Source organism: Microvirga yunnanensis, from assembly GCF_025460875.1.
In genome coordinates, this window is record NZ_JAMXFI010000174.1 from 1 (window position 1) to 17,066 (window position 17,066).

Annotated in this window: 11 protein-coding genes; 9 read left to right on the plus strand and 2 right to left on the minus strand. The window is 66.5% G+C overall.

Annotated features, from left to right (window positions below; genetic code table 11):
- Positions 1 to 92 precede the first annotated feature (92 nt).
- The 3 genes from NF876_RS40730 (at position 93) to NF876_RS40740 (ending at position 4,702) form a co-directional block, all read left to right on the plus strand.
- Positions 93 to 1,295, plus strand: coding sequence for a glycosyltransferase (locus NF876_RS40730; protein WP_262273431.1), 1,203 nt, complete (start codon positions 93 to 95; stop codon positions 1,293 to 1,295).
- A 6-nt stretch (positions 1,296 to 1,301) separates the two neighbouring features.
- On the plus strand, positions 1,302 to 2,456 hold the full coding sequence (gene glf / locus NF876_RS40735) for a UDP-galactopyranose mutase (RefSeq protein WP_262273432.1): 1,155 nt from the start codon (positions 1,302 to 1,304) through the stop codon (positions 2,454 to 2,456).
- Between the two features lie 74 nt (positions 2,457 to 2,530).
- Entirely contained in the window at positions 2,531 to 4,702 is a 2,172-nt protein-coding gene (locus NF876_RS40740; RefSeq protein WP_262273433.1) for a family 1 glycosylhydrolase, read from the plus strand.
- A gap of 91 nt (positions 4,703 to 4,793) precedes the next feature.
- Here NF876_RS40740 and NF876_RS40745 read toward each other — a convergent pair whose 3' ends face one another.
- Positions 4,794 to 7,544 (minus strand): glycoside hydrolase family 2 protein, encoded by a 2,751-nt coding sequence (locus NF876_RS40745; RefSeq protein ID WP_262273434.1) that lies wholly within the window; start codon positions 7,542 to 7,544, stop codon positions 4,794 to 4,796.
- A gap of 326 nt (positions 7,545 to 7,870) precedes the next feature.
- On the opposite strand from NF876_RS40745, the gene NF876_RS40750 reads away from it, so the two are divergent.
- The 6 genes from NF876_RS40750 (at position 7,871) to NF876_RS40775 (ending at position 16,234) form a co-directional block, all read left to right on the plus strand.
- The gene (locus NF876_RS40750; RefSeq protein ID WP_262273435.1) at positions 7,871 to 8,161 is read left to right on the plus strand and encodes a hypothetical protein; all 291 of its coding nucleotides are present in this window, start codon (positions 7,871 to 7,873) and stop codon (positions 8,159 to 8,161) included.
- A gap of 227 nt (positions 8,162 to 8,388) precedes the next feature.
- Positions 8,389 to 10,923, plus strand: a complete 2,535-nt coding sequence (locus NF876_RS40755; RefSeq protein WP_262273436.1) for a DUF3772 domain-containing protein — start codon at positions 8,389 to 8,391, stop codon at positions 10,921 to 10,923.
- Entirely contained in the window at positions 10,920 to 11,417 is a 498-nt protein-coding gene (locus tag NF876_RS40760; RefSeq protein ID WP_262273437.1) for a CAP domain-containing protein, read from the plus strand. The genes NF876_RS40755 and NF876_RS40760 overlap by 4 nt, the downstream gene beginning before the upstream one ends.
- Positions 11,418 to 11,517: 100 nt before the next feature.
- Positions 11,518 to 13,482, plus strand: coding sequence for an ABC transporter ATP-binding protein/permease (locus tag NF876_RS40765; protein ID WP_262273438.1), 1,965 nt, complete (start codon positions 11,518 to 11,520; stop codon positions 13,480 to 13,482).
- Between the two features lie 89 nt (positions 13,483 to 13,571).
- Positions 13,572 to 15,368, plus strand: coding sequence for a glucan ABC transporter ATP-binding protein/ permease (locus NF876_RS40770; RefSeq protein WP_262273439.1), 1,797 nt, complete (start codon positions 13,572 to 13,574; stop codon positions 15,366 to 15,368).
- Positions 15,365 to 16,234, plus strand: a complete 870-nt coding sequence (locus tag NF876_RS40775) for an alpha/beta fold hydrolase (RefSeq protein ID WP_262273440.1) — start codon at positions 15,365 to 15,367, stop codon at positions 16,232 to 16,234. The genes NF876_RS40770 and NF876_RS40775 overlap by 4 nt, the downstream gene beginning before the upstream one ends.
- Positions 16,235 to 16,374: 140 nt before the next feature.
- Here NF876_RS40775 and NF876_RS40780 read toward each other — a convergent pair.
- The coding region (locus NF876_RS40780) for a transporter associated domain-containing protein (protein ID WP_262273441.1) at positions 16,375 to 17,066 on the minus strand (692 nt) is incomplete at its 5' end.

A 17,066-nucleotide genomic window follows, 5' to 3' on the forward strand; every position in this document is an offset into this window, starting at 1 on the left:
AAGACATCGCTTTATTCACCCCGGGCCGTGTTCTTCCGTCCGATCGCGACAACACACCTGTATTTGAGGATGGCGCTATGCATGAGCGTTTGATGACGCAGTCCTATGCCCTTCGTTCGCCTGTCAAAGTCGGTTCAGAAAAACCTCTCCTCGTCTGTTTCTCTCATCTGCGCTGGGATTTCGTCTGGCAGCGGCCTCAGCATCTCCTCAGCCGGGCGGTCAAGCACTACGATGTCCTGATCATCGAGGAGCCTATGTTCAAGGCCGGCGCGAAGCCTCACATGGATGTGAGCGACCGGCCTCAGGGCGTCACCATCGCGGTGCCGGTTCTTCCCGAGGGTCTGTCGCATGAGGACGTCATCGCCGAGCAGCACGACCTGATCGAAGAACTGATCGGCCGCGAGGCCAAGAGCCCGCGCATGTTCTGGTACTACACGCCGATGGCCATGGCCTTCACCAGCGATCTCGAGTGCGATCTGTGCGTCTACGACAACATGGACGAGCTCTCGCTCTTCCGCGGCGCCTCGCAGGAACTGCTCGATCTGGAGAACGCCCTCTTTTCCCGCTGCGATCTGGTCTTCACGGGCGGCATGAGCCTCTACGAGGCCAAGCGCCATCGCCATCGCAGCGTTCACGGCTTCCCGTCCTCCATCGACTTCCAGCACTTCTCGCAGGCCCGCTCGATCGACAAGGATCCCGACGACCAGGCGCCGATTCCGCATGTGCGTCTCGGCTTCTTCGGCGTCGTCGACGAGCGCATGGACGTCGACCTTCTGGCCGAGGTCGCCGATCTGCGTCCCGACTGGCAGTTCGTGATGATCGGACCCGTGGTGAAGATCGATCCTGCGACCCTCCCGCAGCGGCCGAACATCCATTGGCTCGGTGGAAAGTCCTACAACGAACTGCCGCATTACCTGTCCGGCTGGGATGTGGGCTTCATGAATTTCGCCCTCAACGAGGCCACGAAGTTCATCAGCCCGACGAAGACGCCGGAATTCCTGGCGGCCGGGGTGCCGGTCGTCTCGACGCCGATCACCGATGTGGTGCGCCCCTACGGCGAAAAAGGGCTCGTCGAGATCGCCAAGGATGCCCAGGAGGTGGTCGCCAAGGTCGAGACCATCCTGGCCCGCCCGAAGGAGGCGTGGCTTGCCAAGGTCGACCGCCATCTGGCGGCCGGATCCTGGGACAAGACTTGGGCGTCCATGCACAAGCTCATGCTGGATGCGACCGGTGACGCGACGGCCGATCGTCCCGCTTCTTCCCTTCCCGTTTATGCCACCACGCCTGCGGAGTGATCTGGAATGTATGATTGGTTGATTGTAGGCGCCGGCTTTGCAGGCAGCGTTCTGGCGGAGCGTCTCGCCACCGAACGCAACGAGCGCGTTCTTCTCATCGATCGCCGTAATCACATCGGCGGCAATGCCTACGACCGGTACGACGACGACGGCCTGCTGATCCATCAGTATGGCCCGCATATCTTCCATACCAATTCCAAGCAGATCTTCGATCATCTCTCCCGCTTCACCGAATGGCGCTTCTATGAGCACCGGGTTCTGGCGGAAGTGGACGGCATGCTCGTTCCGATTCCGATCAACCTCGACACGGTCAACAAGCTCTACGGCCTGAACCTCACCTCCGAGCAGCTGCAGGACTGGTTCGCCGAACGCGCCGAGAAGATCGGCGAGATCAAGACGTCCGAGGACGTGGTGGTGTCCGTCGTGGGACGCGAGCTCTACGAGAAGTTCTTCCGCGGCTATACGCGCAAGCAATGGGGACTCGATCCCTCGGAGCTCGACAAATCGGTGACCTCGCGCGTGCCGACGCGCACGAACCGGGACGACCGTTATTTCACGGACGAATTCCAGTTCATGCCCAAGCACGGTTACACGCGGATGTTCGAGAAGATGGTCAGCCATCCGAACATCCACGTCATGACGCAGACGGATTACGAGGACGTCAAGAACGTCGTCCCCCACCGCCGCGTCATCTATACCGGGCCGATCGACGAATACTTCGACTTCCAGTTCGGCAAGCTGCCCTACCGGTCGCTCCGCTTCGAGCATGTGACCCTCGATCAGACCTGGCATCAGCCCGTCGGCGTCGTGAACTACCCGCAGACCAACGACTACACCCGCGTCACGGAATACAAGCATCTGACCGGCCAGGAGCATGCCAAGACGGCGCTCACCTACGAGTATCCGTCTGCCGAAGGCGATCCCTATTACCCGATCCCGAAGGCCGAAAACCAGGAACTGTTCAAGAAGTACGAGAAGCTTGCCCTGGCCACCCCCGACGTGTGGTTCGTCGGTCGTCTGGCCACCTATCGCTACTACAACATGGACCAGATCGTCGGTCAGGCGCTTGCCACCTTCCGGCGCATCAACGAGTCTCTGCCCGTCGGAGCGGACACGTCCGCTGTCAAAGTCGTACCGGCTTCGGCCGCGATGGTTTCGTAATCGACAAAGAGCATTGAACATTCCGCAATAAGAATAGTTGTGGAAGCACTGTTGTAATAGCTCGGAGTTGCATGATGAACCGATCACTAGAGCTTTGGGGCGGACTGGAATGTACCGTCGCAAGAGTTGGCGACGACTATCGCGACCAAAGCCTGGAGACCGGTCATCATGAGCGAATCGAGGATCTCGACCGCATCGCCGAGCTCGGGATCCGCACCCTGCGTCATCCGGTGCTCTGGGAGAGGATCTCTCCCGAGAGCCCGGACCGCACGGACTTCTCCTGGCACGATGCGCGCCTGGAGCGCCTCCGGACCCTCGGCATCCGCGCCATTGCGGGCCTGTGCCATCACGGCAGCGGCCCCCGCTACACCCACATGCTCGATCCTGCCTGGCCCGAGCTCCTGGCCCGCCATGCGGCCCATGTGGCGGAGCGCTATCCGCATCTGGATCTCTATACCCCCGTCAACGAGCCGCTCACGACGGCCCGGTTCTCGGGTCTCTACGGTCATTGGTATCCGCACGGAACGAGCTATGAGGCTTTCCTCAAGATCCTGGTGAACGAGTGCAAGGCGACCGTCCTGTCCATGCGCGCCATCCGCAAGGTCCGGCCGGACGCGCAGCTGGTCCAGACCGACGACATGGGCAAGACCTTCGCGACGTCCACGCTCGCCTACCAGGCCGAGCATGAGAACCAGCGGCGCTTTCTCGGCTTCGATCTCCTGTGCGGCATGGTCGATCGGGATCATCCCTGGTGGACGATTCTGCTCGATAACGGCGTCCCGCAGGCCGATCTCGAGCTCCTGCTCGAGGCCGATGCGGCGCCCGACATCATCGGCATCAACCATTACCTCACCAGCGAGCGCTATCTCGACGAGCGCATGAACCGCTATCCGGAGCATCATTGGGGCGGCAACGGCCGGCACCGCTACGCAGATGCGGAGGCGGTCCGCATGCCTCTGCCGTCCACCGACCTCGGTCCCGCCGCGCGGCTTCGAGAGGTCTGGGAGCGCTACCGGCGCCCCATGGCCGTCACGGAGGCGCATCACGGCAGCACCCGCGACGACCAGCTGCGCTGGCTCATGGAGGTCTGGAACGGCGCCAACGCGCTGCGCGACGAAGGAGTCGACATCCGGGCCGTCACGGTCTGGTCCCTCTACGGGGCCGTCGACTGGAACAGCCTGCTGACGCGCCGCAACGGCTTCTACGAGCCGGGGCCCTTCGACGTGCGGGCTCCGGAGCCGCGATGCACGGCGCTCGCCCACGCGGCGGAGTCGCTCGCCAAGACCGGCGCCTTCGACCATCCGGTGCTCGACCGCGCCGGCTGGTGGAAGCGCGACATCCGCTTCTACAGGCCGCCGGCGAGACAATCGAGGTCCTGCTGGCTTTCCGACGAACCGCGCCAGCTCCTGATCACCGGCGCCACGGGAACCCTCGGCCGCGCCTATTCGCGCCTGTGCGAGTTCCGGGGGCTCAACCACGTGCTGCTGTCCCGGCGGGACATGGACATCGCCGATGCCCGGAGCGTCGCCAAGGCCCTCGCGTGCCATCGGCCCTGGGCGGTGATCAACACCGCCGGGTACGTGCGGGTCGTGGAAGCCGAGAACGACCGACAGGCATGCTTCCGGGAGAACACGTCGGGCCCGGAGACGCTGGCGAGGGTTTGCGCGGATCTGGGCATCCCCCTGGTCACCTTCTCGTCCGATCTCGTCTTCGACGGAACGCTCGACCGGCCTTACGTCGAAAGCGACGCGGTCAACCCGACGACGGTCTATGGCGAGAGCAAGGCCGAGGCCGAACGCCGGGTCCTGGAGGCGTACGACAAGGCTCTCGTCCTGCGCACGAGCGCATTCTTCGGCCCCTGGGATCGCTACAATTTCATCTGGTCCATCCTGAACACCCTCAGCAAGGGCGAGGACGTGGAAGCCAGCCTGGACGTGGTGTCGCCGACCTATGTGCCCGATCTGGTCAACACGTCCCTCGACCTCCTGATCGATGGCGGCACCGGCATCTGGCATATGGCCAATACCGGCGAGACCTCATGGCGCGATCTCGCCGCCATGGCGGCGGAGCGCGCGGGCTTCGATCCTGAGCGCGTGATCGGGGCCGGCGACGATCCGGCTCTCAACACGGCCCTCTCCACCGAGCGCGGTCTCCTCATGCCGCGGCTGGAGAGCGCCCTCGACCGGTTCTTCGCGGACAGCGAGGTGGAGTGGTCGGACGAAGCCATGAAGGTGGCGGCCGAATAGAGGACGTCTCGGCGCCAGACGCTTTCAGCGCAAGGCAAAAGAAAAGGCGGCCAGGCACACCTGGCCGCCTTTCGATTGTGCGGGGCGAGGCTTACGCGGCCGCCTCCGCGGCCCGAACGGCCTCCTCGAGCCGCGCCGCTCTGGACTCCACGGCCAGCTCCACGAGGGCATCCGTCAACATCGTGGCGGTCGGATCCGCCAGCGGTTCGTCGCGGAACAGGCGCAGGGTCGAGGCCACCAGACGTCCGCGGCCATAGGAGCGCTCGACGCCGAGCGCCACGGGCTTGTGGATCCAGCCGACCACGAGGCCGGAGAACACGCGCGCCTGGAAGTCGAGCAGGTTGCAGTTCGCGATCACGTAATCGGGCAGCACCCGGTCCATGGTTTCGTCGAGGAGGGGGCCGGAGGGGAACCGGGCGAAATGTCCCGAGCGCCGCAGCCAGCCGAAGGACGAGGCCCAGTCTCCGGACCAGAGGGTGCCGGCGCGCGCCTGCACCCTAACGGCCTGCCAGTGCGGGAAGAACGGATAGAGGGTCATGTCCTCTTCCGGCAGGAGCAGGAGCTTGGCGCCCGCCCGCACATGATCCGCGATCGCCTTGTTGTGCGTGCGGGACACGATCAGGGTCGATTCCTCGAACGCGCGGGCGATGCTGTAGCCCAGCGCCCGGAACCGCTCCCGGATGTCCTCGTCCGGCGACCAGACCAGCTCGCGCGCATGAACGGGCCTCGTGCGCTTGGGATGGATCGCGATGTCGTGGTGGTTATGCGCGACCACGCGACCATCGGCGGTGCGCAGATCGAGGCTGATGCGCCGCAGGGAGGGTTCGTCCATTCCCGGCACGGGGATCTCGATGCGGCCGAGATCGAGCACGGCCGGCGCCTCGAGGCGGGGCAGGGACAGGATCTGGCTCTCGCCGCAGAGGGAGATCTCCAGCGTGCAATCCTCGAGAACCGGCCCGGCCCCGTGGGCGATCGCCAGACCGAGGACGGCCGTCTCGTCGGACCAGTAGGAGGCCCGCTCCCATTTCGGCACGATCACCGTATCCGAGTTGACGATGTGGAAGAGCTCATGGAACACGCGCGGGTTGCGACGCATGTCGAGGAGGCCGTTCGATTCCCAATGGCAGTCGTGCAGTTCGGTGATCACGTAGCCGGCGAGGTTCGGCTTCCGGCGCATGGCCTCGATCTCGTATTTGAGCGCGCGGAACTGCTGCCATTGTGCCGCGATGACGAAGCGGCGCAGATCGCCGAAGACCCGGTCCAGGCTCCAGTCCGAGAAGCGGTTCTCGACGCCGTGGGCATACATCACGCCCTCGCCCCAGTCGTGCCCGGTCTCGAACCACCAGGGCTCCTCGCCCTTGGCGTCGCGCAGATCCTTCGGATAAGGCAGGCCCCAGTTGCCGAATTCGGAGCACATCAGCGGCTCGCGGCCGGTGATCACTGCATCGCCGTGGGGCGAGTAGAGCCACGAGGCCCTGTTGGACAGCTCGTCGACGAACTGGTCCCACTGCGCCCGATGGTCGGGATAGGCGGCGTAGAAATGGTAATCCGCAATGTCGGATTCCACGTGGAAGCTCGGTGCGAGCGGCGAGTTGTCGACCACGAGGCGCGTCGGATCGTAGGCCTTCAGCCAGGCGAAGGTGCGCTTGAGCCAGTCGCGGTGATCCGCATCGTTGACGAGATCGACGCCCCAGTTCTCATTGATGATCGTCCAGATCACGATGGACGGATGGTTGCCGTCCCGGTCGACGATGCCCTTCAGGAGCTTTTCCTTGCGTCCCCGCGAGCGGTCCGTGGCCATGCCGCCGTTCGGCAGCTCGGTCCAGATCAGCATCCCCATCCGGTCCGCGACCTCGTAATAGCGCGGGTCGGCCGCCTTGATGTGGCAGCGCAGGCAGTTGAGGCCGAGCTCCTTGGCCTTGCGGAACTGGTCCTCCAGGAATTCCACCGACGGCACGGTGCAGATCGTGTCCGGATAGTAATCCTGGTCGAGCGCGGAACGCAGGTAGAGCGGCTCGCCGTTGAGATAGAACTTGCCGTTGCGCGTCTCGATGGAGCGGAAGCCGAAATGGTCCGCGATCTCGTCCTTCACCGCGCCGTTGCGGATGAGTTCGAGGCGGACGCGGTAGAGATTGGGATGGTCAGGCGACCACGCGCGGACGTCGTCGAGCGTGAACTCGAACGGCATCGAGGTGACGCCCACCTGGGTCTCGTGCATCTCGTCGAGGACCACATCGCCCGACGGGTCCGTGACCGCGATGCGGATCTGGGTGGCGTCCGTGAGCGGGCGCGCGAAGAACACCCCGGAGGTCACCCGTCCGGTGGTCAGATTGGGCACGAGCCGCACCCGGTTCATGTGGTCGGAGATGCGGCGCTCGAGGTAGACGGGCTGCCAGATCCCGGACAGGGGGCCGTACCAGCTCTGCTTGCCGAACGGGATTTCGGCGAAGGGCGAATCCGGGAACTCGGCCGGGTTGTCGGTCGGGCTGTCGACCCGGACCTTGATCTCGTTCGCCCCGGGCTTGAGGTGGGAGGTCACGTCGAACGAGAACGGCAGGAACCCGCCCTCGTTATGACCCACGGCCTCGCCGTTGACGAACACCTTGGTGTTGTGGAACACGGCGCCGAAGCGGATCCAGACGCTGTCGTGCAGCCACGCTTCGTCGATCTCGACGGTCCGGCGATAGATGCCGATGCCGGCGCGCATGCGCAGGTCCGCAAATTGGGCCTGCCAGGGACTTGGCACCGTGATCTGGCGAACCTCCGCCGGGCCGGACAGACGGTCGTCGGCCACATGCAAAAATTCCCAAGTCCCGTCCAGACTGATGCGATTGTCCTGCATGACATCTCCTTGAATCAGAGATTACCCAATGGTTTCGAAAGCGGCGAGAACATGGCCGAAGGCCGGCGATGCGGGAAGGTGCCCAGCCTGCGACATAGGGTGTCGCCGAAGCCTGTTCGAACCATTGGCCCCTCGTCTCTGACCATTGTTGGTGGCCCGTCTCGAACAACGGAGAAACGCTCCATTGGATCCCGAGTCGGATCGATCCCGAGGCCCGTCCGAATGGACGGGCACAGGCAGGAACCGGCTCTTCCATCTCGCGTTGCCCTGATAATGCCGAGCCTTGCTGCTCGCCCGACAAACCGCATTTCTCAAAGAGGCTCCAGATGGCTCAACAGATTCCCGATGATCGTGCCCGACAGGGGGCGTCCGGCCGCCCGGTCCTGGGCGTTCTGATCGGCTCGCTCCTGCTCCTCGCGGTGGCGGTGTCCGGATATATGATCTGGGCAAGCTCGACGTCTCCGGACGACCCGGGCACCGATGCCGCCCGCGCCAACGTGACGGGCTCCACGACCGGTTCCTCGAACGCCAATCCCACCAACCGGATCACGCCCGCCAACCCGGCCTATCCGGCCCCAGGCGCGCAGCCGTCGGCCAACGAAACCCCCAAGCAGTAAGAATTTCCCCTTAGGGAAGCCGGGAGAGGCCGCGGCCTCTCCCGGCTTTTTTGTTGCGCTTCGCCGACCGGGCGGCGACTTTTCGCCGTAATGATTCGCAAAGAACCGCCCCGCCGTGGCAGCGCCAGGCACAAGCGGGCCGGTTCTCGGCGCAAGCAGGGCGCTCTTTGAAAAAGACGGGCACCGGACCGATCCGGTGCTGCCGGGAATGCGATAGGGACGACTGAATGATCAGCATGGGGATGAAGCGGCTCTTCCGGGCTGCCGTGATCGTGGCGGGCGTTGCAGCGGGCGGCGCATCCTATGCGCAGCAGGCGCAGACCTCTCCGACCGCGCCGCCGGCTCAGAGCCCCGCTGCGACCCAGCCTCAGGCCGCCGTGCCGGCGCCTGCTCCCATTTCGGCCGAGACGAAGGCGGCCCGCGCCAAGCTCGACGGGTTCAAGGCCGATCTCGACCAGAAGGAAGCGGCCATCCAGGGCCGGACCATGCCGGATGCGGATCTGCAGAACATCCGCGTGCAGATCGAGCCGATCATCGCCGAGATCCGCACGGTCGTCGACGAACAGGCCCCGAAGCTCGAGGCCAGCAAGCAGCGCCTGAGCCAGCTCGGACCGAAGCCCGAGAAGGGCCAGCCCGAGGAGAGCGCTGACGTGGCCCGCGACCGGGCCGAGCGCGAGGCAGCGGTCGCGGAACTGGACGAGACCCAGCGGCTCGGGCGTGCCCTGCTGGTCCAGGCCGAGCAGCTCAACACCCAGATCGGCGACCTGCGCCGGGCGGGGTTCACCCGGGCCCTGTTCGAGCAGAGCGATGGCCTCCTCAGCCCCAGCCTCTGGATGAACGTGGTGCAGGCCGTTCCGCGGGAGCTTCGGGCGCTGGGGATCGTCCTGGGCGATGCCCTCGAGCAGGTGCAGCGCAGCACCTCGATCGGCGTGCTGCTTCTTCTCGGCCTGGCCATCGGCGTGGCGATCGCCCTCTATGCCGGGCGCCGCTCCCTCGCGCCGCGCCTCGTGAGGCGGGATCCCGCCGTTACAGACCCGGCCCGCCGCAGCCGCCTTCTGGCCGCCCTCGGCGTGCTGATCCTGGGGGCGGGTCCGGCGATCGCCGGCAGCTGGATCGTCTGGGTGGCGTTCGATTCGGTCGACATCGTCCCGCCGCGGCTCGAGCAGGTCGGCAGGGCCTTTCTGAGCGGCCTGGCCTTCATCGCCTTCGTGCGCGCCCTGATCGACGCGATCCTGGCGCCGGATCATACCTCCTGGCGGCTGATCCCGGTCCGGGACGCCTCCGCGGCCCGGATCATGAGCTTTGCCGTGACCCTGGCGACCGTCATGGTGGCCGGCAAGGTGATCGAGTCGTTCAACGCGGCCATCGCGGCCGCCCTGCCGGTCACGGTCATGACCCGCGCCGTCTTCGCCCTGGCCGCCGGCCTGGTCTTCGCCGAGCTCCTGCGGCGCTTCGCGGCCCGCGAATCCCAGGACGAGGCATGCCTCGGGCCGTACGTCGCCCAGGAGGTCGATATCGGCGGGCCCCTGCGCAGCGTCGGCTGGTTCGTGGTCGCGCTGATCGTCGGCAGCGTGGTGGGCGGCTATGTGGCCCTGGCGTCCTTCGTGGTCGACCAGGCGGTGGGCATTTCCATCGTGATCGCCCTGCTGATCCTCGGCATCGCGTTCGCCGACGAGTTCATCGGCGGCTCCCTGCGCGGCCAGACCCGGCTCGCCACGGCGCTCCAGGCCAATACGGGCCTGCGCCGCCGCTCCCTGGAGCAGATCGGCATCCTGGCCAGCGGCATCATGCGGCTGGCCCTGATCGTCATCGCGGTCCTGCTCGTGCTGCTGCCCTGGGGCATCGAGTCGGCCGACGTGACGGGATCGCTCCGGGCCCTGTTCTTCGGGTTCAACGTCGGCGACGTCACGATCTCCCTGTCGTCGATCCTCATCGCGGCCGTGCTGTTCGCCGCGGGCTTCGCCGTCACGCGGGTGATCCAGCGGTGGCTCAACAACACCTTCCTGCCGGCGACCGAGCTCGATGCGGGTCTGCGCAACTCGATCAGCACGGCGGCGGGCTATGTGGGCATCATCATCGCAGGCATGATCGCCTTCACCTATCTGGGCCTCAGCCTGGAGCGGGTGACCATCGTGGCCGGCGCCCTGTCGGTCGGTATCGGTTTCGGCCTGCAATCCATCGTCAACAACTTCATCTCCGGCCTCATCCTCCTGTGGGAGCGCCCCATCCGGGTCGGCGACCTCGTGGTCGTCGGCGACGGGGAGGGCTATGTCCGCCGGATCAACGTGCGCTCGACCGAGATCCAGGCCTTCGACCGCTCGACGATCATCGTGCCGAATTCGAACCTCATCTCCGGCATCGTGCGCAACCGCGTGCGCAACGACCGCGTGGGCCGCGTGCTCGTGTCGATCCCCGTGCCCCGGGCGTCGGATCCGGACCAGGTGGCGGAGATCATGCGCAAGGCGGCCCTCGCGCACCGGGAGGTGATGAGCGAGCCGGCGCCCCGGGTCCTGTTCAAGAAGGTGACCGAAAACACCATCGATTTCGATCTCATCTGCTTCGTGGACGATATCGATGCGGCCGGCCGGGTCTCGAGCGACATCTATTTCGAGATCTTCCGCGGCCTGCGGAAGGCCGGCGTCGGGGTTCCCGCGCCGGCTCCCGCGCCCGAACCGGCCGAGGAGCCGCAGGACAAGGCCGCGAAGGCGGAGGAGAAAGAGGACGAAACCTTAACCCTTCTCAAGGATAAGACGCCCGCATGAAGCGTCTCATCCTCCTGATCCTTCCCGCCCTCGCTCTGTCCGCCTGCCAGAGCGAGAAGCCCGTCCAGCGCAGCCAGACCCCGAGCTTCTACGTGTCGATGGCCCGGGCCGACGCGGTCGTGGACGCCGCCATGGCCCGCGACATGATCGGGGCGTATCGCGGCAACAACGGCCTGCGGCCGCTCACCCTCGATCCCGACCTGCAGGCGGCCGCCCGGGCGGAGGCCGACGCCATGGCCCGGGCCGACAAGCCGAGCTCCGCCGAGGCCTTCAAGGCCCGCCTTGCCTCGGCGGGCTTCACGGGGCCGGCCGCCAACCTGTCCGCCGGCTACCACACCCTGGCCGAAGCCTTCTCCGGCTGGCGCGAGAGCCCGCAGCACAACCGGGTGCTCCTCGATTCCAGGGCGACCCGGATCGGGATCGCCACGGCCTATGCGCCGAATTCCAAGTACAAGGTCTATTGGGCTCTGGCGGTCGCGGCCGACCGCCGCTGACCGCTGCGGCGCTCCGGACAGGGGTCGGATCGGAACTTAACGTATGTGAACGCGCTTTAGCTTGAGGAACTCTCAAGCTCACCGAGTACGCGTTCGACCGATGCCGGATTTCGATCCCAAACTGGGCAAGCAGCTGCCCCCGCCGCCAGCGGTGGGGAGCGATCAGGAGGTCGGTCCCGGCCAAGGCGCCACCCTGGCGAAGGAGGCCGCCATCGCGGCCGCCCATCCTCCCGAGCCGCCCCATGCGCAGGAAATGGCCCCGAGCATCCTCCGGGAGCTGTATCAGCTCTTTCGCGACATGCTCCGGAACGGGAAGGGCTGGCCCATGCTGCGGCTGGGGGCGGCCATCCTTGTCATCCTGGTCGGCAACATGTTCGGCCAGGTGCGTCTCAACCAGTGGAACGGCGCCTTCTTCGATGCCGTCGAGAAGCGGGATTCAGCCACCTTCTTCCATCAGCTCCTGGTCTTCCTGGTCATCATCGCGGTCCTTCTGGCCCTCGTGGTGGCGCAGACCTGGCTTCAGGAGCGGCTCAAGATCCGGCTGCGCCAGCGCCTGACGCAGGTGCTGCTCGACATCTGGCTCATGCCGAACCGGGCCTACCAGATGGGCTTCATGGGCGAGAACAGTGCCCAGCCCGACCAGCGGATGCAGGAGGATTGCCGCCTTTTCTCCGAACTCTCGACGGAGCTCGGGGTCGGCATGCTGCAGGCCTTCCTGCTGCTGGTCAGCTTCATCGGCGTCCTGTGGGCGCTGTCGGGGCCCGTGAGCTTCACGTTGGGCGGCCGCGAGATCACCATCCCGGGCTACATGGTCTGGGTCGCGGTCGGCTACGCCGGGATCGGATCCGGGCTGACCTGGCTCGTCGGGCGTCCGATGATCCGCCTGAACACCCTGCGCTATGCCCGCGAGGCGGAGCTGCGCTTCGCGCTCGTGCGCGTGAACGAGAGCGCCGAGAGCGTCGCCCTCTACAACGGCGAGCCGGACGAGCGCCGAAACCTCGACGAGTTCGTCGAGGCGGTCCTCAAGGCGTCGCGGCGCCTCTCCGGCGGCCTGGCGCGCCTGACCTGGATCACCTCGGGCTATGGCTGGCTCGCCATCGTGGTGCCGATCCTCGCGGCCGCGCCGGACTATTTCGCGGGACGCCTGTCCTTCGGCGAGATGATGATGGTGGTCGGCGCCTTCAATCAGGTGCAGTCGGCTCTGCGCTATTTCGTCGACAACTTCCCGAAGATCGCCGATTGGCGCTCCGCCGTCCTGCGCGTCGCGACGTTCCGGCAGGCCGCCATCGATCTCGACGAGGTCACGGCCGAGAGCCGCAAGATCGAGATCGGCCCCCACCCCAAGGGCTGGCTGAGCTTCGAGGCCGTCTCGATCGCGCTCAACGACGGCAGCATCCTCATCGAGGATGCGACGGCCGAGATCCGGCCCGGCGAGCGGGTGCTGATCATGGGCGAATCGGGCGCCGGCAAGAGCACGCTGTTCCGGGCCATTTCCGGCCTCTGGCCCTGGGGCTCCGGCCGCATCCGCATCCCGAAGCCCGAGGAGATGATGTTCCTGCCGCAGCGGCCCTATCTGCCCTTGGGATCGCTCAGAGCTGCCATCAGCTATCCGGCCTCGCCCGAGACCTTCGAGGATGCCGATGTGCGCAAGGCCCTCGAACGCTGCGGCCTGGGCGAGTTCGTCGAGATGCTCGACAGGCACGAGCGCTGGGACCGGAGTCTGTCCCTCGGCCAGCAGCAGCGGGTGGCCTTCGCCCGGGTGCTGCTGCACAAGCCCCGGTGGGTGTTCATGGACGAGGCGACCTCGGCCCTCGACGAGGAGAACCAGGCGTCGATGCTGGCCTTGTTCGAGAACGAGCTGAACGGGGCAAGCGTCCTGTCGATCGGACACCGGCCCGGCCTCGAGGAGTTCCACACGAGAACCCTGCACATCCGCAAGACGAAGGAAGGGGCCATTCTTCTGGCCCGGCCCCGGTCGCGGGGGAGCGAGCGCTCGTCGAAGCTCGGGCCGAAATGGATCGGGCGCTTCCGCCGGAGCCTGAAGCCGGCGAGGAGCCGCGCATGACGGGAAACGGTTCGGGACCTTTCGGCTTTTCAAGCGGGTTGAAGTACGCGACATCCTTTGGAGTTCGCGACGTTCGCAGGTAGATCCCCATGCGGCTGATCAAGCTTTACATCCGTGTCCTCGGGCAGCTCGGGTCCGACCTGAGGGTCGGCGCGCTGCTCGCCCTGGCCAATATCGCGCTGGCGATCTCGGCTTTCGCCGAGCCCATCCTGTTCGGGCGCATCATCGATGTGCTCACCCGCGCGCAGATGCCGAATGCCGCACCCGTGACCTTCGGGACCCTCACGCCCCTCATCCTCGCCTGGGTGGCCTTCGGGCTGTTCTCCATCGGGGCCGGCGCCCTGGTGGCGCTCCATGCGGACCGGCTGGCGCACCGGCGGCGGCTGGCCGTGGTGGCGAGCTATTTCGAGCACGTGCTCGAACTGCCGCTCGCCTTCCACACCTCGACCCATTCCGGCCGCGTGCTGAAGGTGATGCTCGAGGGCTCGGGCGCCATGTCGTGGCTCTGGCTCGGCTTCTTCCGCGAGCATCTGTCGGCCCTGATCGCCCTCGTCGTGCTCCTGCCGCTGACCGTGTTCCTGAACTGGCGCCTGGGCCTGCTCCTCGTGGCGCTGGTCGTGGTCTTCGCGTTTCTCACCGCCATCGTGCTGCGCAAGACGGAAACCCTCCAGGGCTCCGTGGAGCGCTATCATTCGAGCCTCGCCGAGCATGCCTCGGACGCGCTGGGCAACGTGCCGGTGATCCAGTCCTTCACCCGCGTGGAAGCGGAGAGCCGCTCCCTGCGGACCATCATCCAGCAATTGCTCCAGGCGCAGAACCCGGTGCTGTCCTGGTGGGCGCTCGCCTCCGTGGCGTCGCGCGCGTCGGCGACGATCACCGTCACGGCGATCTTCCTTCTCGGCACCTGGCTTCATCTGAACGGATTGGCGACCATCGGCGAGGTCGTCATGTTCATGAGCATGGCCACCATGCTGATCGGCCGATTGGAACAGGCGGTGAGCTTCATCAACCAGCTCTTCATGCAGGCGCCGAAGCTGCAGGAATTCTTCGAGATCCTGGACACCGCCCCGGTCGTGCACGACCGGGCCAATGCCCGGAACGTGGAGCGCTACCGGGGCGACGTGGTCTTCGACACCGTCAGCTTCTCCTATGACGGCAAGCGCTCCGCCGTGCAGGACGTGTCCTTCACGGTGCAGGCCGGCGAGAACGTGGCGCTGGTCGGCGCCACCGGATCCGGCAAGTCGACGACGCTCGGGCTGCTGCACCGGGCCTTCGATCCGCAATCGGGGTCCATCCGCATCGATGGCCTCGATATCCGCGACGTCACGCTCTCGTCCCTGCGTCGCAATATCGGCGTGGTGTTCCAGGAGCCGATGCTGTTCGCGCGCACCATCCGCGAGAACCTGCAGGTCGGGCGGCCCGATGCGACCGACGCGGAGATGATCGAGGCCCTGGAGCGGGCGCAGGCCATCGAGTTCATCTCGCGCCAGGCGGAGGGGCTCGACACCGTCATCGGCGAGCGCGGGCGCTCGCTGTCGGGCGGCGAGCGTCAGCGCCTGTCGATCGCCCGCGCGCTCCTAAAGAACCCGCCGATCCTCATCCTCGACGAGGCGACGAGCGCGCTCGACGCCGCCACCGAGCGCAAGCTGCAGCTCGCCCTCGACGAGGTGATGAAGGGACGCACGACCTTCGTGATCGCCCACCGCCTCGCCACCATCCGCAACGCCAACCGGATCCTCGTGTTCGATCAGGGCCGCGTCATCGAGACCGGCACCTTCGACGACCTCGTGGCGAAGGGTGGCCGGTTCGCCGAGCTCGCCCGGGCGCAGTTCATGGCCTCCGAGGAGCCGCCGCCGAAGCGCGTGAAAGTGTCGGCCCACGCATGACCCGGAGCTTCGATCCCGAGACGACGGGCAGCCGCCATCGGGTCGGCGGCGTGACGCTCCATGCGGTCGAGGCGGGCCCCGAGGATGGGCCGCTCGTGATCCTGCTCCACGGCTTTCCCGAGTTCTGGTGGGGGTGGCGCTCCCAGATCGGCCCTCTCGCGGAGGCCGGGTTCCGCGTGCTCGCGCCGGATCAGCGCGGCTACAATCTCAGCGACAAGCCCGCCGGCCGGCGGGCCTACGACCTCGACATCCTGGCGGGTGACGTGGTCGGGCTGGCTGATGCGCTCGGGCGTGAAACCTTCTCCGTGGTCGGCCATGACTGGGGCGGGCTCGTCGCCCGGTGGACGGCGTCCCGCCATCCGGACCGCGTCGAAAAGCTCGTGGTGCTCAATGCGCCCCACCCGAGCGCCGCCGGCGCCTATATGCGCGCGCATCCGAGCCAGATGTTCAGGAGCCTCTATGTGGGGTTCTTCCAGATCCCGCGCCTGCCCGAGGCGATGCTGTCGGCGAACGGTCATCGCAGCCTGAAGGACGCCCTTCGGCGCACGAGCCGTCCCGGCACGTTCTCCGACAAGGATCTGGCCCGTTACGAGACGGCCTGGTCCCGGCCGGGCGCGCTCACCGCCATGCTCAACTGGTATCGGGCGCTGCCGTTCAGGCCGGACATGAAGGATCCCGCGGTCCTGCCGCCGACGCTCGTGGTCTGGGGCACGGGCGACCGGTTCCTCGAACGGGGGTTGGCGGAGGCGAGCCTTGCCCTGTGCCGCTCGGGCAGCGTCCGCTGGATCGAGACCGCCACGCACTGGGTCCAGCACGAGGAGCCCGACGCGGTGAATGCGGCGCTGGCGGACTTCTTGAAGGGGTGACCAGCCGATCTTCCGGTCCATCCCACCTCGTCATCACCGGCCTCGTGCCGGTGATCCCGATCCAGGAGGCGCCGCGCCTCTCCGCATCGGGATGGCGGGACCAGCCCGGCCATGACGGGCCCGATTCACCCGGTCGGATCCTACTCGGCCCTCGCCCGAACGGTCGTGAGCGGCGTGATCCTGAGCGCCATGATCCGGTTGCGCGACTTGCGCAGCACCTGGAAGCGGAAGCCGTGGAAGGTGAAGATCTGACCCGTGTCGGGAATGGTCTGTGCCTCGTGGATGACGAGGCCCGCGATGGTGGTGGCCTCCTGGTCCGGCAGGTTCCAGTCCATGGCCCGGTTGAGGTCGCGGATCGGCACGGAGCCGTCGACGTTGACCGAGCCGTTCGGCTGAGGCCGCACGCCCTGGACCGAGAGATCGTGCTCGTCCTTGATGTCGCCCACGATCTCCTCGAGGATGTCCTCCAGGGTCACGAGGCCCATCACCTCGCCGTATTCGTCGACCACGAGGGCGAAGTGGGTCTTCTTGGCGAGAAAGGCCTTCAATTGGTCGCGCAGCGACGTGGTGTCGGGCACGAACCAGGTTTCCAGCGCGATCGCCTCGACCTTGAGCCTGCCCGCGTCGCCCCCGACCGCATCGAGCGCCCGCAGCAGGTCCTTGGCATGGAGCACGCCGACGATGTTCTCCTGGCTCCCGCGCCAAAGCGGCATGCGGGTATAGGGCGAGGACAGCACCTCGCGCACGATCTCCTCGGACGAGAGATCCGCGTTGATGGTGCGCATCTTGGTGCGGTGGACCATCACCTCCGAGACCGTCAGGTCCTCGAGGT

Coding starts and splice junctions, on each gene's coding strand:
- NF876_RS40730 (WP_262273431.1), top strand. CDS start 93: ATGACGCAGTCCTATGCCCTTCGTTCGCCTGTCAAAGTCGGTTCAGAA.
- glf (WP_262273432.1), top strand. CDS start 1,302: ATGTATGATTGGTTGATTGTAGGCGCCGGCTTTGCAGGCAGCGTTCTG.
- NF876_RS40740 (WP_262273433.1), top strand. CDS start 2,531: ATGAACCGATCACTAGAGCTTTGGGGCGGACTGGAATGTACCGTCGCA.
- NF876_RS40745 (WP_262273434.1), bottom strand. CDS start 7,544: ATGCAGGACAATCGCATCAGTCTGGACGGGACTTGGGAATTTTTGCAT.
- NF876_RS40750 (WP_262273435.1), top strand. CDS start 7,871: ATGGCTCAACAGATTCCCGATGATCGTGCCCGACAGGGGGCGTCCGGC.
- NF876_RS40755 (WP_262273436.1), top strand. CDS start 8,389: ATGATCAGCATGGGGATGAAGCGGCTCTTCCGGGCTGCCGTGATCGTG.
- NF876_RS40760 (WP_262273437.1), top strand. CDS start 10,920: ATGAAGCGTCTCATCCTCCTGATCCTTCCCGCCCTCGCTCTGTCCGCC.
- NF876_RS40765 (WP_262273438.1), top strand. CDS start 11,518: ATGCCGGATTTCGATCCCAAACTGGGCAAGCAGCTGCCCCCGCCGCCA.
- NF876_RS40770 (WP_262273439.1), top strand. CDS start 13,572: ATGCGGCTGATCAAGCTTTACATCCGTGTCCTCGGGCAGCTCGGGTCC.
- NF876_RS40775 (WP_262273440.1), top strand. CDS start 15,365: ATGACCCGGAGCTTCGATCCCGAGACGACGGGCAGCCGCCATCGGGTC.